Raw genomic sequence first — 21,481 nt, forward strand, 5'->3', positions numbered from 1 at the left:
GAGCCAGCATGGCCGCGAGCTGGGCTCGCGTCACCTCGCCCTGCGGACGGAAGCTGCCGTCCGCATAGCCGTTGGTGATCCCGGCGGCTAGCGCCGCCGCGATCGCCTGGCGCTGAGCGCGGTCGAGGCCTCGCGTGTCCGCGTAAGGCGTCTGATCGCCGGCCAGCTCGAGCCGGAGCGCCCGCGCCAGCAGCTCCACGAGGGAGGCGCGCTGGATAGGCGCATTGGGGTTGAACGGCCGGTCTGCCTCCGGCCCCTCCCATAGCTGCTGCTCGATCGCCCGCCGCAGGTCGCCCTTGGCCCAGTGCGGCGGGATGAGCGCCATGAGCGCCCGCACCCGCTTGCGCTCCTCGCAGCCGCCTGGCTCAAGCGTGCACATGTCGAGCCGCTGCGAGGAAACGCTTATATCGTCATACCATATGTACGAATCATTCGTTGGCGCGTACTCCGACGTGCCGCCGCCATAGAAGGTGGCGAAGTAAGCTTTGTCCACCTTGTCGCCGTTGCTCACGAATCGCAAGCCTGTAATCTTGGCCGCAGCCTGCCCGTTGTACCAGATCTCGATCTCGCCATCCGGATTGGCTCTGCCATTCGTGACCGTGTTGACCTTAAGCCGCTGCACGAGATTGAACCATTGCCCCCGCGGATAATAGATTGATGCGCCGGTCGGGCTGGTCAGGAACATCTTGTCGCCATAAGGTCCGGGCAGGCCCATCGCATAATAGTAGATGGCTGCTTGTCCGTCAGCCCGCCAGATCAGTCGTGAGCTGAAGCCATTCTCGCCCGTGCAGGTCTGTCCGCCCGAGCAAGCGCCTCCTCCTGCAAGCCCGATGCCGAGCTTGCCCTCGTAATGCCGATCCCCCCAACTGAAATCCTCGTCGAAGCGAGCCCAAAAGGAGACATAATATTCGTCGGCACGCTCCAGGCGGAACGGCGCCATATACCCCGAGTCTGTCGGATCGTATTTGCCCTTGGGGTAGGTGATGCGCAGCGACTTGGCGCCGCTATGGCTGTACCTGTCGTCGATGCGGCTCCGCTGGTCTCCGAGCACCCAGGGCGTATGCCAGCCCGCCGCGTCCCAGTCCTCCATGTCGTAACTCTGGTTGACCGTACCCGTTTCGAAGGAATGCTCCAGCGGCATCTCGGCTTCATCTGCCGCCTCGGATAACTGGGGAGCCAGCATGCCGCACAGGATACAAGCGGTCAGCAGCAGCTTCAGCACGTCGTTTCGTTTGTTCATAGGTGTCCACATCCCATTCTGATACGGGTAGCCCAAGCGCCTACTCGACGATCATCTCCTTGACGGTCTCGCCGGGGATCAGCGCAGGCGGATAGTAATTGGAGGCGGGCAGATCCTTTTTGCCTTGCAGATGCTTGATGACCCAGTCCGCTGCATCGCGGCCCATCTGCTCCTGCGGATGCGTCAGCGTCGCCAGCCGGATCGGGGCCGTCTTGGCAATGTACGAGTTATCCTGTCCGATGATGGACAGCTCATCCGGGATCGCGATCTCCAGCCTGCGACAGGCTTGCATGACCTCCAGCCCTACCTCGTCATTGTAGCACACGAGCGCTGTCAGCGCCTCGCGGTTCTCGCGGAGGAAGTCGTCGAGCGCCGTCGCTAGCTGGGGCTTCGAGGCCGTATCGAAGGACAGGAGCAGCTCGGGATCGAAGCGCAGTCTGGCCTCGCCTAGCGCCTTGATATACCCCTTCATCCGATACTTGCCCTGCCGATCGTCCATCTTGGCGATCAGGCCGATCTGGGTATGCCCCTTGGCGATCAGCTCCCGGGTAGCGAGGTAGCTCGATTGCACATCATCCAGACAAAAGAAAGGCACCTCCAGCTCCTCGTAATAGGCGTTGATCATCGCGAACGGCACATTCTGCTCCTTGAACGCCAAGTAATAGGCGATGTTGGGGTTGTATTGATTGCTCTTGGTCGGCTCGACGATCAGTCCATCCACGCCGTAGGAGAGCATCATTTCCAACGCTTTTTTCTCTTGGGCAACATCGTTGTTCGTGCTTGCGAGCAGCAGCGAGTAGTTGTCCTCGCCCAGCCGTCTCTCGATGCCGCGGATGATCGAGGGGAAGATGTAATCCGATATATAGGTTGTGATAACGCCGATCGTCCTGTTGGCGGAGGAGCCGCCGGGGCGATTGCGATACTGGCTGCTGACGTAGGTGCCCGACCCTTTCTCGCTGCGCAGCAGTCCCTCGTTGGACAGCTCCAGGATCGCCTTGCGGACCGTCTGGCGGCTGACGCCGTAGCTCTCCTGCAGGGCGGACTCGGTAGGGATTTGCTGACCTACGGCGTATGTGCCCGAGAGGATTCGGCTTTTGATGTCGTCGATGATGACTTGGTACTTGGGCTTCACCCGATCCACTTCTTTCATTTGTATGTATAACTAGTATACCTCATTGACAAATGTACGTACAAAAAATTATACTTAGGCTGACACAAAAGGAAGCGCCTTCTTCGGACTATTGAAAAAGGAAGCCTACGGTCACGGGATCGAGCTTCTACAGATTCGATTCCGTGCCTCTTCGGCTTTTTTCAATAGCTATTTTGATTTTAATAGGGATCATTTTTGAGAGTGGAAAGGGGACGGACGTCATCATGAATCATGAAGCGTTGAAGGAAGCGATCGCGTCGGGCGCGACGTCGCTCGGGATCGAATTCGGCTCGACCCGGATCAAGGCGGTGCTGATCGACCGCAGCTTCGCGACGATCGCTTCCGGCAGCTATGACTGGGAGAATCGCTTGAAGGACGGCTATTGGATGTACGAACAAGCAGACATCCTCACAGGCATGCAGACGGCCTACCGCGAGCTGAAGCAAGACGTCGAGCGAACGTATGGGGTGAAGCTGCAGACGGTCGGCGCGATCGGCTTCTCGGGCATGATGCACGGGTATATGGCGTTCGACAGCGCAGGCGAGCTGCTGGTGCCGTTCCGTACCTGGCGCAACTCGACGACCGGCGCTGCCGCGCACGCACTCACTGAGCTGCTGGGCTTCAACATCCCGGAGCGTTGGAGCATCGCGCATCTGTATCAGGCGATCCTCAATGAAGAGGCGCATGTGCCTCGGATCGACTCGATCACGACGCTGGCCGGCTACATCCATCGGCTGCTCACCGGCGAGCGGGCGATCGGCATCGGCGAAGCGTCGGGCATGTTCCCGATCGACGAAGCGACCCATGACTACCATCCGGCGATGGTGCGGCAGTTTGACGAGTTGATCGCCGACCGCGGCTATCCGTGGAAGCTGTCCGATCTGCTGCCCAAGGTTTATGTAGCGGGCGAGCAAGTCGGCGCGTTGACCGAGCAAGGCGCGAAGCTACTCGACCCGGATGGCGACCTGCAGCCGGGCATCCCGTTCTGTCCGCCGGAGGGCGATGCAGGCACCGGGATGGTCGCGACCAACAGCGTCAAGAAGCGTACCGGCAACATCTCGGTCGGCACCTCCGTATTTGCCATGATCGTGCTCGACAAGGAGCTCTCGCGCGTCTATCCCGAGATCGATATGGTGACGACGCCGGACGGTAGCCCGGTCGCGATGGTCCATGCCAATAACTGCTCCAGCGACATCAATGCCTGGGTCGGCCTGTTCCGCGAGTTTGCCGAGGCGCTCGGAGTGGAGGTGGACAGCGCCAAGCTGTTCAGCGTCCTCTTCAACAAGGCGCTCGAGGCGGACCCGGACGGCGGCGGTCTGCTCAGCTACGGCTACTACTCGGGCGAGAACATCACCGGTCTCGAGCACGGACGACCGCTGTTCGTCCGTTCGCCGGAGAGCAGCTTCAACCTTGCGAACTTCATGCGCACGCATCTGTTCAGCGCGTTCGGCGCGCTGAAGATCGGGATGGACATCCTGACGGCGCAGGAGAAGGTTGTCATCGAGAGCATCCTCGCGCACGGCGGTCTGTTCAAGACGCCGGTCGTCGGTCAGCGTATCGTCGCTGCGGCGATGAATGTCCCGGTATCGGTCATGTCGACGGCCGGCGAGGGCGGCGCGTGGGGGATGGCGTTGCTTGCTTCCTATGCGGCGAACAAAGGGGCGGACGAGCGTCTTGAGGATTTCCTCGAGCAGCAGGTGTTCGCCGATGTCGCGGGCGAGGAGATCGCGCCCGACCCTGCCGATGTCCAGGGCTTCGAGGCATTCGTCGAGCGTTACCGCAATGGCCTGGCCATCGAGCAGGCCGCAGTCGACCATTTGAGCGAGTAGGCTTAATTAATCTGTCTTATCTTTATATTTAATAGAAAAGAGGTTGAATCCATGTCAGCAAAGCAATTTTGGTTCGTTGTAGGCTCGCAGCATCTGTATGGAGAAGAGGCGCTCGGCGAGGTTAAAGCCAACGCTCAGAAAATCGCCGACGCGCTCAATAATAGCGGCGTCCTGCCGTATCCTCTCGTCCTTCAGGACCTGGCGGTCAGCGCGGACAAGATCACCAGCATTATGAAGGAAGTCAACTACCGCGACGAGGTAGCAGGCGTCATCACCTGGATGCATACATTCTCCCCGGCGAAGATGTGGATCCGCGGTACGAAGCTGCTGCAAAAGCCGCTGCTGCATCTGGCTACGCAATTCAACGAGAGCATCCCATGGGCGACCATCGATATGGACTTCATGAACCTGAACCAGGCGGCGCACGGCGACCGCGAGTACGGCTTCATCAATGCCCGTCTGAACAAGCAGAACAAAATCGTCGTCGGCTACTGGGAGCGCGCCGAGGTGCAGAAGCAGATCGCGGAGTGGATGGATGTCGCGGTCGCTTACAATGAAAGCTTCAATATCAAGGTCGCGCGGTTCGGCGACAATATGCGCAACGTCGGCGTGACCGAGGGCGACAAGGTCGAGGCGCAGATCCAGTTCGGCTGGACCGTCGACTACTACGGCATCGGCGATCTCGTCCAATACGTCAATGCGGTCAAGGAAGAAGAGATCGACGATCTGATGGCCGAGTATGCGAATCTGTACGAGTTTGATTACGGCGACTACAGCAAGGAGTCGTGGGAGGCGAGCGTGCGCGTCCAGGCGAGCTACGAGATCGCGATCAAGCGTTTCCTGGATAACGGCGGCTACACGGCCTTCACGAGCAACTTCGAGGACCTGCACGGCATGAAGCAGCTGCCAGGTCTGGCGGTACAGCGTTTGATGGCGCAGGGCTATGGCTTCGCGGGCGAGGGAGACTGGAAGACGGCTGCGCTCGATCGTCTGCTCAAGATCATGAGCCACAACCAGAATACCGGCTTCATGGAGGACTACACCTACGAGATGGCGTCCGGTCAGGAAGCGATCCTGCAGTCGCATATGCTCGAGGTCGACCCGTCGCTCGCAGTCGGCAAGCCGCGGATCCTCGTGTCCCCGCTTGGCATCGGCGACCGTGAGGACCCGGCCCGTCTCGTATTCGACGGCAAGGCTGGCGAGGGCGTCGTCGTCTCGATGGCGGACTTCGGCACCCACTACAAGCTGTTGATCAACGAAGTAACGGCGTTCGAGCCAACTGTACCGGCGCCTAAGCTGCCTGTCGCTCGCGTCATGTGGCAGGTGAAGCCGAACTTCCAGGACGGCGTCAAAGCCTGGATCGAAAACGGCGGCGGCCACCACACCGTCGTCTCCCTCAACCTGACCACCGACCAGATCGTCACCTACGCCAAGCTGGTGAACCTGGAGTACGTGATTATTAAGTAGTCTACGAATATAAGCAATAGTAGTATCGACATGCAACGGACCTGCCTCTAGCTGATTAGCTAAGGGCAGGTCCGTTTATTTTGGGGCAGCTAGGCTGCGAGATCGCCATACGCGATCAGTAGTGCACCTTTGTTCCTCTATCTAGCCCAGCCAAGGTTCAGGCAGCACTCCATTCGTCGCTCAACCCGTGTTCCCGGATACAGTGAAATACGAGCCTTAACCCAACGAAAGTAATGCTAAATATTACTCAATAACACCTTGTGTTACCCCATGCACATAAGTCTGCCAAGGCGTGTCTAGCGCGCCGTTGCCGGGGTTGTAAGTGAAGAAATATTCGACGGTATCGCCTTGCTGGAGACCCTGCACCGGGTAGGTGTAGTTGCCGCCGCCGGTCGGGGTCATTGCGACATTGAGCTGGCCGCCGCCATTCACCTTGTAGTGCAGGTCGGCGAAGGTCGCGCCGTTGACGTAGAAGAGCAGGTTGTCGCCGGTCTTCCTGATGCCGCGCACGCTGTCGCCGATGATGACGGTCGTCGTCGGCGGCGGCACGACCGTGATCGTCGCGGTGGCGGTACGGTTGCCGTCTGCGGTCGTAGCAGTTACGGTCGTCGTGCCGGCAGCGAGTCCGGTGACGACGCCGCTGGCGCTCACCGAGGCGATGCTGCTATTGGCCACGGACCAAGCGACCTGCTTGTTCGTTGCATTGGTCGGCGCGACGCTGGCGCTCAGCGAGACGGTCTGGCCGACCTGCACCTGCGCGGTTGTCGGAGCGACGCTGACGCCTGTTACCGCGACGTTGCCGCCGGGGTTGCCCGAGCCGCCGCCCGCGCCTTCCTTGTATACCCGCACGTAGTCGATCTGCATCGTCGCCGGGATGTCAGACGGGTCCGGTGTGCGTCCGCCGTCGAAGTGACCGCCGACCGCCAGGTTCATGATCAGGTAGAAGGGCTGGTCGAATGGCGCGTCCGGATTGTTGGGCGCGGCGACGGAGTACCACTGCTCGCGCGTCACCTTGAAGAAAAACTCCCCGTTGACGTACCACTTCATGTTGTCCTCTTCCCAGATCATCGTGTACACATTGAAGTCATCGGCGAACGTCTCACCCTGCGGGAAGTAGTACTCCCCGGCGAGGTAGCGGTTGACCGGCCATTGGCCGCCGTAGTGGATCGCGCCGCTCGTCGTGCCGGGCAGACGACCCTTCGCCTCCATGATGTCGATCTCTCCCGAGGCTGCCCATGCGCCATAGACGGAGTCCTCCGGCAGCATCCACAGCGCTGGCCAGACGCCATCGCCGGTCGGCAGCTTGGCGCGGATATCGACGCGTCCGTACTGCAGCGACATGTTGTCCTTGGTGTTGATCTTGCCGGAGGAGTAGGTCGCATAGCGGTTCGGGTCCTGCGGGAACGACTGGTAGTCGTGGAGCGCCCGGATGTTCAGCTTGCCGTCTGCGACGAAGACATTTTGCGTGCTCGTCGTATAGTGCTGCATCTCGGCGTTGCCCCAGCCCCACAGATTGGGATCGTTGCCGATGTAGTAGCCGGTCTCGTAGTTCCACTTGTTCAGATCGAGCGCGCTGCCGGCGAATTCATCCTGCCAATACAGATTCCAGCCTGCGATGGCCGGATCGGTCGGCGTGCCGATCTCGACGTCGCCCTGATCGCTCACATCGGGACGCGGCGCGTTTGGATTGCCGATCAGCGTATAGGTGACGAAGTTGCTGCCGACGCTGCCGCCGGACTGGCCGTTCAGCGGGTAGCCGATGCGGATCTGCATATCCTCCTGGATCGGCTGGAACCAGAGGCCGTAGATGTAGTCGGCCCAGTAGCCCCATTGATTGGCGTCGGACATGTTGTTGTAGCCGTTGGCCGAGTAGACGAAGCTGCTCTGCGCCGAGTTGCTCATCTCGACCCACTGGCCGTTCCGGTAGATCTGGTAGACGAATTTGCCGAGCTCGCTGCCGATCGCCGGAGTGCCGTCGATCCGCGGCAGCGGGATACCGATCGCGCCGCTCGCATCGGCGCTGTAGGTCGTGCCGTCATAGGCGGAGAGCGTGTAGCTGGTGCGCGTCGGCTGCGGGAAGTTGATCGTATAGACGATGTTGGCCGAGGACGTCCTGGACTCCAACTTGACGTTGATCGACTCGGTGACGGTGAACCAGTAACCGCCGCCGCCTTCGGTGAACTGGCCGAAGTTGCTGTCGTAGATCCAGCCGCTGGCCGCGTTGTTGTCGATATCGATCCAGGCGCTGCTGGCGACCGGCTTGACATACACCTTCAGATCGCTTGCGACGGCTGCATACGGGATGGAGGGATCATTGTTGAAGATGGGGTAGGTGAAGCCCGCGCCGCCGGTATAGCCGGCAGTCAATTGCGGACCCTGGGTCGGCGCCATCGAGGTAATGGTTGTCTCATTGACATTCTGGAAGACAAGCGTGTAGTTGAGCGTGACGTTGCCGTTCGCCTTGGAGTAGAGCTGCAGCTCGGTCGTGGCGGAGAGGGTGAACCAGTAGCCATAGGTGCCGCTGTCATTCCAATGGCCCCAGTTCTGGTTGTACACATAGCCGCCGACGCTGTCGATGTCGACCCAGCTGCCGCCGACCTTGACGCGAACGCCGACGTCATCGGCGACGTCGTTCCAGGTTGCAGCGCCGCCGTTGAAGATCGGCATGACGAAGCCGTAGCTGGCTTGCCCGACGCCGGACTTGGCGATGACAGGGCCATCGTTCGCAGAGAAATACGCCATCGACGTCACGGTCGTCGCCGCCTGCGCGGTGGAGGCCGGGAACAGGGCGATGCCCGTCAGCAGCGTCAAGGCCAGGAGCAGATACAACGCCTTCCGGTGGAGATACGGATGAAGCAGGACGTGTCGATTCATAATTGCCCTCCTTTAGCAAAGTGGTCCGATGCAGCGATATTCCGAAACTTTGGAAACCGCTTACACGAGACATCTTTATTCTAGCGGAGGGGATAGAGGGCGAAAAGAGACAATATTTTTTGTTATAACCCACTTTTTTGGGTCTAACGCTAGACTTTGTAAAAAGGTTGGTCTTGCTGCCTCAACTGCTGGCGATACTCTGTCGGTTGCATGCCCATCGTCTCGCGGAAGGCGCGCGTGAAGCTTTTGTAGCTCTCATAACCGACCCGCTGTGCGACCTCCACGACCTTGTAATCCGTCTGAGCGAGCAGCCGCCGCGCCTTGTCGAGCCGCACGTCGCGCAGATACTCGGCGAAGCCCTTGCCGACGCTCTTCTTGAACAGGTTGGAGAAGTAGGCGTAGTTCAGCGAGACGTGATTGGACACCATCGCCAGATCGAGCGGCCTGTGGTAATGCTCATGGATGAAGCGGATCGCCTCGCTCAGATCCTGCGAGGCGTGATAGCTGCACTTGTATTCGACATAGAGCTGGTGCAGTCGCAGCAGCCGCAGCTGCAAGGCCTGGATATACTCGCGGATGCCGGGATAGTCGAATAGCTCGCGCACGCGATCCAGGTCCAGCGACGTCTCGCCGAGATACGGCCGGATGAGCTGGACATACTCCTCCAGCAGCTGTACGACGGCGCGGCATAGCTGCTGGGTATAGCGGATCGGATAGCGCTGCAGCGCTTGCTTGTGGAACAGCGTCGACAGTCCCTGGGCCAGCGCGCCGTCGCCGCTCCGACCGCCGAGCTGGCGGAACAGCGCCCGCAGCTCCTCGTAGGGCAGCTCCCACTGCGACTCCAGCCGCTCGAGATGCGACGCCCGCAGGCAGCGGATCTCGGGGAACAGGTAGCTGTGACGGTACAGCTCCAGCGCCTCGGCATAAGCATGCGGGAGCGACCTCAAGCCGCGGTGCGGCTCGGTCATGACGGCGATCGCCTCGAGTTGGGCCGACTGGAGGGCGGCGGGCAGCCGCCCCGGATCGACGGCCCCGTCGATCGCCAGCGCCAGCTGCGGGCGATGCTGCACGAGGAGGCACCCCTCCTGCCCGTAGACCTGGGCAGCGATCCGCTCGATCCGAAGGGCGACCTCGTCAGACAGCTGCAGCGATCGCTCCTCGCGCAGCAGGCAGAGCCGATAATCAGGCCATAATGCGGCATGGCGACGCTCCGTCTCAGTAATCCAGTCTTCATCGCTGGTCGCGCCTTGCATATACAGCCCCAGCTCCTTGCGGTCCGTCTCGCGAGCGAGCCGGGACGCTTGCTCGAGATTGTCCGTCAGCGCCTGCCCGACCAGGATCTCTTGCTGGATGCGCAGGACCGCGGCCAGCAGCTCCTCGCGATTCACAGGCTTGAGCAGATAGCCCTTGGCCCGCAGGCCGATCGCGCGCTGCGCATAGGCGAAGTCGCTATAGCCGCTGATGATGAGGAACTCGGCCGGGAGCTGTTCCTCGCGCGCCCGCTCGATCAGCGTCAGACCGTCCATATCCGGCATCCGAATATCCGTGATGACGAGTTGGACGGGGCGCTGCCGCAGCAGCGCCAGCGCCTCCAGTCCGCTGGCGGCGCTGTGGATCGACTCGGGCTGCAGGTCGAACTGGCCGAGCATGGCGACCAGCCCGTCGCGGATCGGCTTCTGATCGTCGACGATCAGGATATTCATCATCGCTACCACCCTCCCAGATTTGCATGATGCCAGGGCAGGCGCAAGGTGACGCACGTATAGTCGCCTTGCACGCTGTCGATCCACAGGCCGCAGCGCTTGCCATAATTGAGCTGCAGCCGCTGATGGACATTGGCCAGCCCGAGGCCGTTGGTGCTCGTATCGATCGGCGCATCCGAGTCATCGACTAGCGTCGCCTGCAGCTCGCGCAGCAGCGAGGGCTCGATACCGACGCCGTCGTCGCGGATCTCGACGAGCAGCTCCTCGTCCTCGATCTGCACCGTTATCCGGATATGGACGCCAGCCCCTGGCGGCGCGGCATGGCGGACCGCATTTTCGACGATCGGCTGCAGCGACATCTTCGGGATCGGATAACGCAGCACCTCGGGCGGCAGGTCGGCGGTGAGGACGATCTCGCGGCCATCCATAAAGCTGATGAACTGGATGTAGCTGCGGATATTGGCCAGCTCCTCGCTCAGCGCGACCGTATCGCTGCGCCACTGCATGCTGTAGCGCAGCTGCGCGCCCAGCGCCACGAGCGCCTCGGCGATCGCTGGCTGGCGCTGCACCTCCGCCTGCATGCGGATCGACTCCAGCGCATTGTACAGGAAGTGCGAGTTGATCTGCGAATGGAGCGAGTGGAGCTGGGCGTTTTTGGCGACGAGCTGCTTGTCGACGACCTGCGTCATCAGCTGCTTGAGCTCGCCGAGCATACTGTTGTAGCTGACCGCCACCTCGTCGATCTCGTCGCCTGCTCCGCGCGTGCCCAGTCCAGTGTCGATCGTCGCGTCGAGATTGCCCTTGCGCACCTGCCGCATCGAGATCAGCACATGATCGAGGCGGCGGAAGATGCGCCGGGACGCCCAGGAGAGCAGCAGCAGGATGAGCAGCATCAGGCCGAGCGCGGCCGCCGCGGTCAGCGTATACCAGCTGCGCGGGCCCTCCATCAGCGTCTGGCGGGAGGCGATGTCGGCGATATAGGCGTCCAGCGGCGCGACATAGCGGTACAGCGCGTAATAGGTCTGGTCGCCGACTTGCACCTGGAGCGGCTGCTCCTGACGGAGCGGGTCGAGCTGTGCTTGCACGGCAGCTAGGATGTCGCCGAGCGCCAGTCCGGCCGCTGACGCGAAGGGGTGGCCGGGATGGTAGACAGCCCGCTCCGGCTCGTGCGCGTCGAGGACGACGGTGAAAAAGTCGCCGCCGTTGTCCGTGCTCAGCAGCTCGGCGAAGATATCGCGATGCGGCGCCCGCACCTCCATGATCGTCGGTCGCCGCTCCTGGCCCTGCAGCCGCACGAGCCGATAGTAGGCAAGCGTCTGGTCGCCGTCCCGATAGGCGAACAGCCGGTAAGCACCGCCGCCAGCCTCGCGCAAGGTCTGGCCGTAGTCCTGCGGCGCGAACCGGCGGTAGTGGTAGATCTCCGGCCAGATCTCGTGCACATCAGGGTTGTCGACGTAGAAGCTCAGCTCGCTCACCAGCTCGTGGCTCTGGATAATATTGTGCATCTGCTCGTATTGCTGCTGTCTGAAGCGTACGAGCCGCAGGCCGTCGCTGCGCATATCCGTATGGATAAAATCGACGAACGCCTTTTGCGTCAGCGCTGTCGAGGAAGCGTTCTCCATCGCGGTCAGCCGGCTGCGGAGCTGCTCGTCGAGTCGTGCGACATGACTGCTGCCGCTTGCCATCGCATCCCGGTAGAGCTGCGTCTCCTGGGTACGGATGAACAGAAAGGCGATCAATACGGCGGGGACGGCGATCGTCAGGCTGAAGGCGAGGAACAGCTTTTGCGAGATGCGCAGCTTGCGATAGACCTTGCCGATGCGTGTCGTCAGCGCCTTCATCGTCTGGTGCCCCCTGTCGTTGTACTCTCTCTTATATTACAAGCTCTTCCTCAGACAGGGAAGGCCGGCTGCGCAGAGCGCAACCGGCAGCCTTGTAACACTTGCTCTGCCGCCCAAGGACGGCACATCCGTCTCACCTTGCCGCAGCGTTATTCGGCCATCTTGGCCTTGCGGGCGTCGAGCTCAGTCTGGCGATACGCCATCACCTCGGCGAAGCCATAGCCGTCGCGGCGCTCGAGATAGCTCTCGAAGATGCGGTCGAACGCCGCTTCATCCTTGGCGGTGATCAGCTCGGGCAGCACTTCCTCCCAATTCTGCGAGATGCGCGCCCAGTTGACGGCGACGTCGGAGTCGCCGAGCGGGTCGAGTCCCTTGTAGATGCCGCTGTCGATATCGGCCTGCGCGTTGGCGAAGTCCTCCATCTGCTTCAGCACCGGCGCTTTCTCTGGCCGCCACTGGTTGACGATGACCGGGTTGCGCAGCATCCAGTACGTATCCATGATGCCGTATTCCTTTTCGAGCCGCTCGATATCGCTCTCCAGCAGCGACACCATCTCCGGCTTCAGTTGAGGCTTGTCGCCTGCCATCTCCCACGTCTCGCCCTCCGGGCCGAGGAACAGGTCGCGTTGGCCCTCCTCGCTGGTCAGATAGGTGAGGAAGCGGATGGCGCGCTCGGGATGCGGCGTCGACTTGCTGATCATCGTCACCATCCAGCCATCCATATTGCCGGGGAACAGCTTGGCGCTCTCGCCCTTGCTGTTCTGCGGGCCATCGACGGCGATATAGTACGAGTCCGGGTTGGCGCTCGCCGCCAGCATCGGGTTGACCGCCGCCATCCCGGTCCATTCGCGGACCATCATAAAGTAGCGTGCGTTGTTCGTTTTCTCCTCCACCTGCGTATCCGAGTCGACGAGGAAATCGACGTTGATGAGGCCGCGCTCGTAGGCGGTGCGGAACGTCTTCAGCCAGGCGACATAGTCGGGATCGGTCATCCGGTCGTATACCTTGCCGTCCTTCTCATGCGGGATCGCCAGCAGATTTTGCAGATACTCGGTCATGCCGTACGGTACATTGCCCTGGGCGAAGAACGGGCTCATCGGCTGGCCTTTGTAGGTGGCGTACTGATCCTTGAGCTGCTGCAGCGCCCCGAGGAAGCCCTCCGGCGTGCTCAGATCGGGCCGTCCCATCTCCTCGTACAGATCCTTGCGGACGAGGAACGTCTGGTTGGCGGCGGTCATGCCCGTCTCATGCATCAGGTTCGGACTGTACGAATCGTTGGGCACGCCGTACGTGTTGCCATCCGCCTGCCGATACCACTTTAGCGTGCCGTCCCCGGCCACCTGGAAGAAGTACGGGTCGTACTGATCGGCCAGCTCGTTCAGCGCATGGACATGCCCGCCCTCCCACAGCTTGGTGACGGCCGTCTCCCACGAGCCGAGGGAGATCAGGTCAGGCAGCTTGCCGGAGGTCATCATGAGCGTAATCTGCTCGTTGGCCTCGCCCGAGGGGACCTCGAGCTTGACGTTGACGCCGGTCTTCTCGGTCACATGCCGGGACGCGAGACTCTCGCCCCAGGAGTGAGCGTACCAGGAGGCGCCGACAAACCAGGTCAGGTCGACCGGGCTCGTATCGAGCTTCCACGCCGGTTCGTCGGGGTTGAGCTCGGCGGTCGTATCGGTGGGCTGTTGCTCGGTCGTATTGGTCGGCTTTGTCGTGGCTGGCGGCTCATTGTTCTCGGAGTTGGTGCATGCCGCCAGCCCCAGCGCCAGAGCGCCGGTCAGCAGCAGGGTGAGACTTGGCTTCAGCATGCGATGCTTCATGTTTTTTTTCTCCATATTAACCTTCCTCTCTAGGATCTTAGCCTTTAATTGCCCCGATCATGACGCCCTTGACGAGGAAGCGCTGGATGAACGGGTAGACGATCAGGATCGGCAGGGTGGCGACGACCATCGAGGCGAACTTGATCGAGTTGCCCGGCAGTCGCGCGCCGAACTGCGCCATCGCCTGCTGCTGCATAAACGACATCGAGTTCTCGGCGATAATCTTGTAGAGCATCGTCTGCATCGGCAGGATGTCCTGCGAGCGGATGTAGATGACGCCCATGTAATAGTCGTTCCAGTGATAGACCGCCGAGAATAGCCCGATCGTCGCCAGCACCGCCATGCTGTTGGGCAGGACGACGCGGAACAGCACGCCGTAGTCGGAGGCGCCGTCGACCTTGGCCGACTCCTCCAGACTCTCGGGGATGGTGCGGAAGAAGCTCATGAAGATGACCATGTTGAAGAACGTGTACATCGACGGGATGATGAACACCCAGAAGTTGTCGTACAGCCCCAGCTTCGTCATGAGCAGGAAGGTCGGGATCAGCCCGCCGGAGAACAGCATGGTGATCAGGGCGATCTTCATGTACACCTGGCGGCCGATCAGCTTGCGCTTGCTGATGCCGTAGGCGACGATGGCGGTGAACAGCACATGCGCGAGCGTGCCGATCACGGTGCGGAGCGTCGTGATCAGGAAGCCGTTCATCAGGCTTTTGTCGTTGAAGACAACGCTGTAGCTCGCCAGCGAGAATGCTTTGGGGAACCAGTTGACCGTGCCGAGCATGGCGTGCTCTGGCGCATTCAGCGAGTTGATGAAGACGAACCACATCGGGTACAGCGTCATGAAGCAGACGGCGAGCATGATCAGCGTATTGACGACCTCGAACGGTCCGAAGCGCCGGATGCCTCGTCTCATAGCGCGCGCCTCCTTTCTAGAAAATACTGTCGCCTGTCAGCTTCTTGGACGTGTAGTTGGCCAGGAAGAGCAGGCCGAGGGCGACGATCGAGCGGACGAACAGGACGGCGGTGGAGAAGGAGTGGCGTCCGGACACGAGCCCCATATTGTAGATGTACAGGTCCAGGCTCTCGGCCATCCGCATGTTCATATTGTTCTTGAGCATGAAAATCTGCTCGAAGTTGCTGCCCAGGATGCCGCTGACGGCGAGGATGAACAGGATGGCGATCGTCGGCCGGATGCTCTGCACCGTAATATGCCACATCCGCTGCCAGCGGCCCGCGCCGTCCAGCTCTGCTGCCTCGTAGAGCGCGGGGTCGATGCCGGCGATCGCGGCGATGTAGATGATCGCGCCCCAGCCCGTTTCCTTTAGCGTATCGGAGAAGTAGACGATCCACCAGAAGTACTTGGGATCGCTGTTGTACAGAATCTCGCGATCCTGCAGACCGATCGCCATCGTCAGCTGATTGATGACGCCGCCCTCGCCGAGCCAGTTCAGCAGGATGCCGCCGAAGATCGTCCAGGCGATGAAGTGCGGCAGGTAGGAGATCGTCTGCACCGTCCGCATGAAGCGCAGGCTGCGGATCTCGTTGAGCAGCAGCGCGAACAGGATCGGGATCGGGAAGCCGAGCGCCAGCTTGATCGCGCTCATACCCAGCGTGTTGCGGATCGAGCGCCAGAACCGCTCGTCGGTCATAAAGTCGGCGAAGTGCTTCAGCCCGACGAAGGGCGACTCCAGCATCGGCCGGGCGATACTGTAATCCATAAAGGCGATGATCAGCCAGAACATCGGAATATAGCAGAAGACGAACATCCAGACGATGCCGGGGATGACCATGCTTTGCAGCTGCCATTGCCTCACAAACGCTTTCATTCGTTCCGCTGCGCGTTGACTCATAGGCGGCCTCCTTTCTCTTCATCCATCGTATGAGAATCGCTGGCCAAAAAAAAGACCGTCGTTTTTGACGGTATCCCATTATTTTGGATCGGATTGACCTGCCGTGCAGATGCAGTATGCTGAGGGGAGAAGAGAGGAGCGAGATTGCGATGACTACTCGAATATGGGAGCAGGATTTTACGCGTGCGGATGCGGATCTGAGTCAGTGGAATATACGGGAGGGCAATGACCTGCTCGATCGCGAAGGTCGGCCGATCCACCCAGGCTGGGGCAATGGCGAGCTGCAATATTACACCGGTCGCCCGGGCAATCTGTACCTCGATGCGGTGGGGCTGCACCTATGCGCGCGGCGCGAGGAGACGCGGACGGAGGATGGCCGACTGTTCGCGTATACGTCGGCGCGTCTGGATACGCGCGATCATATGAGCTACTGCTACGGCAAGCTGGTCGTCCGCACCCGTCTGCCCATCGGGCAAGGGCTGTGGCCGGCGATCTGGCTGCTGCCGCAGGACGAGGCGTACGGGCCGTGGCCGGCCTCCGGCGAGATCGACGTGATGGAGGCGAGAGGGCGACTGCCCCGGCAAGTGTCCGGGACGCTGCATTACGGACGCGACTTTGAGCACAAGATGACCGATGAGCACGCCTGCGAGCTGACCGATGGCGATATCGGCCGCTTCCGCGACTACGGGCTGGAGTGGGAACCGGAGGCGGTCCGCTGGCTGGTGGACGGCCGATGTTATGCCGAGCAGCGGCTCCTGCCAGAGGAGATGCCCTTCGATCAGCGCTTCTATCTGGTGTTGAACCTCGCCGTAGGCGGCTGGTACGACCAGGTCGAGGTGGACGAGGCGGCGCTGCCAGGGACGATGACGGTTTCGGGGATATGGTTATATAGCTCCCCCTACTCCTCCACAAACGAGCCATATTCCGATATTTTCACATCGTAGGTAAAGTTGATCTTCGAGCGGCTGAACACCTCGTCCCAGTTGTCCTTGACCTTCTTCCAGAGGGCCGGCTGGTCGATGGCGAGCCGATCGCCGAAGCCGGCGACATCGGCCTTGTATCGTTTTTGTAGCTTGCTGATACATGCGTTCAACATGTCTTCGATCTGTTTTTGGATGACCGCTGTAGTTTCTTCCGTTGTAAATGGCGAGGCCGCGCCGGCAGCGCTGTCCCAGATCTCGATGATACGGCCATCCGCGGTTATTTTGACATCGAATTCGATTTCCTCGCCTTTTACCTTGGGAGAGATTTTGCTTTTCATCTCCTTGATCTCATAGGTCAACGGTTCGTTTCGTACCTCTGCCTTGACGACGCCGGCGCTGCCTTCGTTGCGAAGCCAGGTCAGCGCTTGCGCCTCCATCTGATTGAGCGTCCCGATCCAATGCCCGCTCGAGCCCTTAATAATGCCCGCTCCCGAAAATTCAACCTCGCCGTTTGCGGTCACGAGGTTTTGCAAGGCAAAGCTCTTTTTGGCATACATTAGCGAATCGATTTTGTTTAGCGTCACAGGAGCCATTACCTTGCTGGTGCGCGACCGGTTGCGCATCATGCCCATGATATGAAAGGCGGGCACGCTGTTGTTTTCTTTAGAGACGAGCGTATGCTTGGCGGGCCCCTGACTGACGAATACCATCGTGCTCGGGCGGATATCGTTGTCGCGCAGCAGGAAATCCATCACGTTTTCGATCGGCTGCTCCTTGAGCAGCTCGGCGGAGACGATGATGACCTTCAGATGGTGTCCGATGACCGGCTGGTCCAGACGGATCGAGAACTGGCGGAAGATCTCCAGTATCGAGTCTCCCGTGCCCGAGATGTTGTTATAGGGCATTCGGGGCGGATCTTGCTTGTTGGACTTGCCGCCGACGGTACGGACCGGCAGGATCTGTAGCGTAGCCGTGAGCTTCTTTTTCCTGGGGTACTTGGCTCCCTTGTCCTCCAGCACCCGCTCCGTCTTGTCCTCCATCCCCGTGTCGAGGGCCAGGCCGGCATACAGCGCCAGATCCTCGATCTCCTTGCTGCTCCAACAGCCCGACAGGAGGATCGGCAGCAACAGACCTATCGCGAGTAGTCTCCATCGGTTAGCCATTCGGTTTGCGCCCCCTTGAGCGGATGATCTGGATGACCAGCAGCGGGATGGTCACCAGGACGAACAAGCCTACGCTCATATAACCGATGATATCGCCGAGCGCGAACAGCTCCTTTTGATTGTTGACCGCCAGCGCAGCCAGGAAAATGACCGGGACGAGCGCAAAGATGACAGGCTGGGACGGCAAACGAAACAATTGCGAGACACCGAGCGACGCTTGGAAGAAAAAGCTGCAAAAATTGCAAAACATCTGCATAAGCCAGATGACCATCAGCGGGAACTCCAGCCGCTCGATGAAAAACCCCGTGATCTCAAAGCTGCGGACCAGATCAAGCGTAGGCCAGGTGCTCGTGATCACCGTATTGACCGACATGCCGCCGACAACGACGATGATGGTTAGCAGATACAAGACGGAGGGGATGGAGATCCCGGCCAGCATCGTCCGGACGGCATGCTTGGGCTTGTCTGCGAAGCCGACGATGATGAGCACTACCTCGCAGCCGGAAAAGATCAGGATCGACGCCTTCACCCCGTCCCATACCGGTCCCAGCCCGTTGCCAAGCACAGGCCGCAGATGATCGATATCGAACAAGCGCAGACTGACCCCAAAGGAGACGAGCAGCACCAGCACGGTAATCGGGAAGACGACCTGATGGACTCTAGCGATCGCCTGGATGCCGCCGCTTACCAGATAGGTGCCGACCCAGATGAAAGGCAGGATGATCGCATAGATCGGCGTGCCCTCCAGCAGGAAAAACAACGTCACCTCGGCCAATATCCGTATCTCGAAGCCGGCAATCGTGAGGAAGAAAACGATAAGCATCAAGCCCATAACCGTGCCGGGCACTTTGCCGACGATCCGTCCTGCGTATTGGAACACGGTAAGGCCGGGGTAGTATTGGCTGAGCCGGGTCATCAGCCAGACGATCGGCAGGATGAGCAGGCCGCTAAGCAAGATGGCGAGCCAGGAGTCGGGCGTATGCATCGCTTGGCTGACGCTGCGCGGCATCGTCAAGATCCCGGCCCCGAGGACCGTGTTGGTCAGGAAGACGACGGCTTGCGATCTCGTAATCTTGTTGTCGGTACGGATAAACACAAGCAACCCTCCCGGTTACGATTGGCGTCTGTCGTCTTGCGGCTTCATCATGGCAGGTCTGCGCTTCATCGCCGTCAGCGGCGCCCGGATCAGGAAGTCCTTCCAGTCGCGCAGCCGGAACGGCGTCGCGGGGGTCAGGTAAGGGACGCCAAAGCTCTTCAGCTTGCTGAGATGACTGCACAGGAGCAGGAAGAACAGGATCGTCCCGAGGATGCCCAGGAATGCCGCGAACAGCATACCGGCGAATCGCAGCATTCGCAACGTAATCCCGGCGCTGTAGGACGGGATGGAGAAGGAGGATATCGCCGTGACGGCAACGACGATGACAAGGAACGGACTGACGATCCCGGCCTGTACCGCCGCATCTCCGATGATCAGACCGCCGACGATGCCCATCGCCGGACCGATCGGCTTGGGCAGCCGGATGCCCGCCTCCCGCAGGATCTCTATCGATACCTCCAGGATCAGCACCTCGATGAGCGAAGGGAACGGCACGCCCTGGCGCGTCTCGATGATCGTGATGGCGAGCTCGGTCGGGATCAGTCCAGGGTGGAAGGAGATAAAGGAGATGTAGAAGGCAGGCGCCATCAGCGCGAGGAATGCTGCGCCGAAGCGCATCAGACGCAGCAGCGAGCTGGGCAGCCAACGCTCGTAGTAGTCCTCAGGCGACTGCAGCAGCATGCTGAACGTCACCGGCGCGATCAGCGCGAACGGCGTGCCGTCCAGCAGGATCGCTACCCGTCCCTCCAGCAGCGCATGGATGACACGGTCAGGACGCTCGGTGTTCTGGAGCTGTTGGAACGGGCTGAGCACGTCGTCCTCGATCAATTGCTCGACATAACCGGACTCGGCGGCGAAATCGATGTTCATACGGCTGACCCGCTTCTCCACTTCCTGCAGCAGGTCGGGGTTGACGATATCCTTGATATACGCGACCACCAAGTCCTTTTTCAGCCGCGTGCCGACGCAGTAGCTCTTCATCTCGAGCTGCTCGCTGAAGCCTTGGCGGCGCAGGAGGGAGGTGTTCTCGCTCAGCACCTCAGTGAAGCCGACTCGCGGCCCGCGCAGCAAAGCCTCGGACACCGGCTCGCTCACCTGGCGATTCATCCCGTCGGGCAGCTCGATCAGCAGACCATGCGGCAGCCCCTCGACGAGCAGGCCGACATGGCCGAACAGCACCGATCGGGCGAAGTTATCCACGCCTGGACTGGCGAACAGGTTGCAAAACGGCAGCTTGGGCAACCCGTGATGAGCTGAGTTTAGCAGCTCCGGCGTCGCTTCAAACATCAGATATTCCATCGTTTGCAGATTAAGCAGACGGTCGTTTTGCATGCCGTCTACGAGGATCAGGACGGCTCGCGTTCCGACATGCGTCATGGTAAAGGAGCGGAAGGCGACATCGCTGTTGCCTCCGATCCGCTTCTTGATATCGTTCAGATCCGTATCGTAATTCCCGCTGAAGGGAGCTTGCGATGGTTGTTCATCGTCGCAGCTGCCCTGCGAGACTTCATAGGCTAACGGTTGTGCGCTCAGCACCTGACTCAGCTTAAGGAATAGGCGATGGAAGACGATCGGCACACAAAAAGCAACGATCGTCCAGCCCCAGACCTCCCATCCGGGAATATGCTTGATGATGGCAGACATGGCGCCCGCGCCCCCTCCCTGTATGCGACTCTCATATCAACTAAAGGTTTCCATAAGAGTCGGTATTTTATGCAGGGTGAAGGGGGGCCGGCGTGTTCGTTGCGAGCTTTTCGGTATATTTAGCGCGTTAGCCGCTCCAGACCGTTCATATACGGCTGCAACGCCTCCGGGATGCGGATCGATCCATCCTCCTGCTGATGATTCTCGAGCAGCGGGATCAGGATGCGGGGCGAGGCGATGGCCGTGTTGTTGAGCGTGTAGCAGTAGTGCTTCTTGCCCGCGGCATCGCGGTAGCGGATATTCGAGCGTCGGGCCTGGAAGTCCAGCAGGTTGGAGGATGAGTGGGTCTCCCCGTAAGCCTGGCGGCTTGGCATCCACGTTTCGATGTCCCACTGCTTGTAGGTCTTCTGCGACATATCGCCGGTGCAGACGGCCATGATGCGGTAGGGTAGCTCCAATAGCGAGAGGATGTCTTCGGCATTGGCCGTAATCTCCTCGAATAGCTGCTCCGACAGCTCCAGGCTGTCCTCGCAGAGGATGACCTGCTCCACCTTGGAGAACTGATGGACCCGGTACAGGCCGTGTACGTCTCGTCCAGCCGACCCGATCTCATTGCGGAAGCAAGGCGTGACGGCAGCGAGCCGGATCGGGGCGGTCGCGTCGACGATCTCCTGGGCGTAGTAGGAGACGAGCGGAACCTCCGATGTGCCGACGAGCCATTTGTCTTCATCGGCAATGCTGTAGGTCTGGTCTTGGCCAATTGGAAAATGAGCCGTGTTCACCAGCGCCTCGGCTCGCACCATCAGCGGCACATCGAGCAGCGTGAAGCCGCGACGCAGCAGCATGTCAAGCGCCAGCTGCTGCACCGCGCGGTGCAG

At 60.5% G+C, this 21,481-nt stretch carries 15 protein-coding genes; 3 read left to right on the forward strand and 12 right to left on the reverse strand.

The window, feature by feature from the left end:
- Positions 1–1,240: polysaccharide lyase (locus tag PA598K_RS27515; RefSeq protein ID WP_128660011.1), on the reverse strand; the 1,240-nt coding region annotated here is incomplete at its 3' end.
- 40 nt (positions 1,241–1,280) lie between these two features.
- A complete protein-coding gene (locus PA598K_RS27520) occupies positions 1,281–2,372 on the reverse strand; it encodes a GntR family transcriptional regulator (RefSeq protein WP_128660012.1) in 1,092 nt (363 codons plus the stop codon).
- 242 nt (positions 2,373–2,614) lie between these two features.
- On the opposite strand from PA598K_RS27520, the gene PA598K_RS27525 reads away from it, so the two are divergent.
- Positions 2,615–4,219 carry a xylulokinase gene (locus PA598K_RS27525; protein WP_128660013.1) on the forward strand — a complete coding sequence of 535 codons (1,605 nt, stop codon included), beginning with the start codon at positions 2,615–2,617 and terminating at the stop codon, positions 4,217–4,219.
- 51 nt (positions 4,220–4,270) lie between these two features.
- Entirely contained in the window at positions 4,271–5,686 is a 1,416-nt protein-coding gene (araA, locus tag PA598K_RS27530; protein ID WP_128660014.1) for an L-arabinose isomerase, read from the forward strand.
- A 243-nt stretch (positions 5,687–5,929) separates the two neighbouring features.
- On the opposite strand, the gene PA598K_RS27535 is transcribed toward araA, so the two are convergent.
- The 6 genes from PA598K_RS27535 to PA598K_RS27560 all read right to left on the reverse strand — a co-directional run bounded on the left by PA598K_RS27535 (position 5,930) and on the right by PA598K_RS27560 (position 15,777).
- Complete coding sequence (locus tag PA598K_RS27535; RefSeq protein WP_128660015.1) at positions 5,930–8,560, reverse strand: family 16 glycosylhydrolase; 2,631 nt, start codon at positions 8,558–8,560, stop codon at positions 5,930–5,932.
- Between the two features lie 149 nt (positions 8,561–8,709).
- The gene (locus PA598K_RS27540) at positions 8,710–10,266 is read right to left on the reverse strand and encodes a response regulator (protein ID WP_128660016.1); all 1,557 of its coding nucleotides are present in this window, start codon (positions 10,264–10,266) and stop codon (positions 8,710–8,712) included.
- Between the two features lie 2 nt (positions 10,267–10,268).
- Positions 10,269–12,104, reverse strand: a complete 1,836-nt coding sequence (locus PA598K_RS27545) for a sensor histidine kinase (RefSeq protein WP_128660017.1) — start codon at positions 12,102–12,104, stop codon at positions 10,269–10,271.
- 149 nt (positions 12,105–12,253) lie between these two features.
- On the reverse strand, positions 12,254–13,924 hold the full coding sequence (locus PA598K_RS27550; protein ID WP_185602260.1) for an extracellular solute-binding protein: 1,671 nt from the start codon (positions 13,922–13,924) through the stop codon (positions 12,254–12,256).
- A gap of 37 nt (positions 13,925–13,961) precedes the next feature.
- A complete protein-coding gene (locus PA598K_RS27555) occupies positions 13,962–14,840 on the reverse strand; it encodes a carbohydrate ABC transporter permease (RefSeq protein ID WP_128660019.1) in 879 nt (292 codons plus the stop codon).
- Positions 14,841–14,856: 16 nt separating this feature from the next.
- A complete protein-coding gene (locus PA598K_RS27560) occupies positions 14,857–15,777 on the reverse strand; it encodes an ABC transporter permease (RefSeq protein WP_128660020.1) in 921 nt (306 codons plus the stop codon).
- 149 nt (positions 15,778–15,926) lie between these two features.
- On the opposite strand from PA598K_RS27560, the gene PA598K_RS27565 reads away from it, so the two are divergent.
- Positions 15,927–16,721 carry a glycoside hydrolase family 16 protein gene (locus PA598K_RS27565; RefSeq protein WP_185602261.1) on the forward strand — a complete coding sequence of 265 codons (795 nt, stop codon included), beginning with the start codon at positions 15,927–15,929 and terminating at the stop codon, positions 16,719–16,721.
- Here the strand turns inward: PA598K_RS27565 and PA598K_RS27570 are convergent.
- From PA598K_RS27570 to PA598K_RS38290, 4 genes are all read right to left on the reverse strand, one after another.
- Positions 16,676–17,863, reverse strand: a complete 1,188-nt coding sequence (locus PA598K_RS27570) for a Ger(x)C family spore germination protein (protein ID WP_128660022.1) — start codon at positions 17,861–17,863, stop codon at positions 16,676–16,678. The two genes, PA598K_RS27565 and PA598K_RS27570, sit on opposite strands and share 46 nt — an antisense overlap.
- Positions 17,856–18,959: a GerAB/ArcD/ProY family transporter gene (locus PA598K_RS27575; RefSeq protein WP_128660023.1), complete on the reverse strand. Its 1,104-nt coding sequence runs from the start codon at positions 18,957–18,959 to the stop codon at positions 17,856–17,858. Before PA598K_RS27575 ends, PA598K_RS27570 begins: the two co-directional genes overlap by 8 nt.
- Positions 18,960–18,974: 15 nt before the next feature.
- Positions 18,975–20,603 (reverse strand): spore germination protein, encoded by a 1,629-nt coding sequence (locus PA598K_RS27580; protein ID WP_128660024.1) that lies wholly within the window; start codon positions 20,601–20,603, stop codon positions 18,975–18,977.
- Positions 20,604–20,722: 119 nt separating this feature from the next.
- Positions 20,723–21,481, reverse strand: a 759-nt coding sequence (locus PA598K_RS38290) for an aminoacyl--tRNA ligase-related protein (RefSeq protein ID WP_305780566.1), incomplete at its 5' end; no start/stop codon positions are given.

The organism is Paenibacillus sp. 598K, assembly GCF_003851045.1.
Taxonomy (GTDB): Bacteria; Bacillota; Bacilli; order Paenibacillales; family Paenibacillaceae; genus Paenibacillus_D.

Bases quoted from the DNA above. Each gene is read 5' to 3' on its own strand.
- PA598K_RS27550 (WP_185602260.1), bottom strand. From the start codon at position 13,924: ATGAAGCATCGCATGCTGAAGCCAAGTCTCACCCTGCTGCTGACCGGC.
- araA (WP_128660014.1), top strand. From the start codon at position 4,271: ATGTCAGCAAAGCAATTTTGGTTCGTTGTAGGCTCGCAGCATCTGTAT.
- PA598K_RS27560 (WP_128660020.1), bottom strand. From the start codon at position 15,777: ATGAGTCAACGCGCAGCGGAACGAATGAAAGCGTTTGTGAGGCAATGG.
- PA598K_RS27555 (WP_128660019.1), bottom strand. From the start codon at position 14,840: ATGAGACGAGGCATCCGGCGCTTCGGACCGTTCGAGGTCGTCAATACG.
- PA598K_RS27565 (WP_185602261.1), top strand. From the start codon at position 15,927: ATGACTACTCGAATATGGGAGCAGGATTTTACGCGTGCGGATGCGGAT.
- PA598K_RS27535 (WP_128660015.1), bottom strand. From the start codon at position 8,560: ATGAATCGACACGTCCTGCTTCATCCGTATCTCCACCGGAAGGCGTTG.
- PA598K_RS27580 (WP_128660024.1), bottom strand. From the start codon at position 20,603: ATGTCTGCCATCATCAAGCATATTCCCGGATGGGAGGTCTGGGGCTGG.
- PA598K_RS27545 (WP_128660017.1), bottom strand. From the start codon at position 12,104: ATGAAGGCGCTGACGACACGCATCGGCAAGGTCTATCGCAAGCTGCGC.
- PA598K_RS27525 (WP_128660013.1), top strand. From the start codon at position 2,615: ATGAATCATGAAGCGTTGAAGGAAGCGATCGCGTCGGGCGCGACGTCG.
- PA598K_RS27540 (WP_128660016.1), bottom strand. From the start codon at position 10,266: ATGATGAATATCCTGATCGTCGACGATCAGAAGCCGATCCGCGACGGG.
- PA598K_RS27570 (WP_128660022.1), bottom strand. From the start codon at position 17,863: ATGGCTAACCGATGGAGACTACTCGCGATAGGTCTGTTGCTGCCGATC.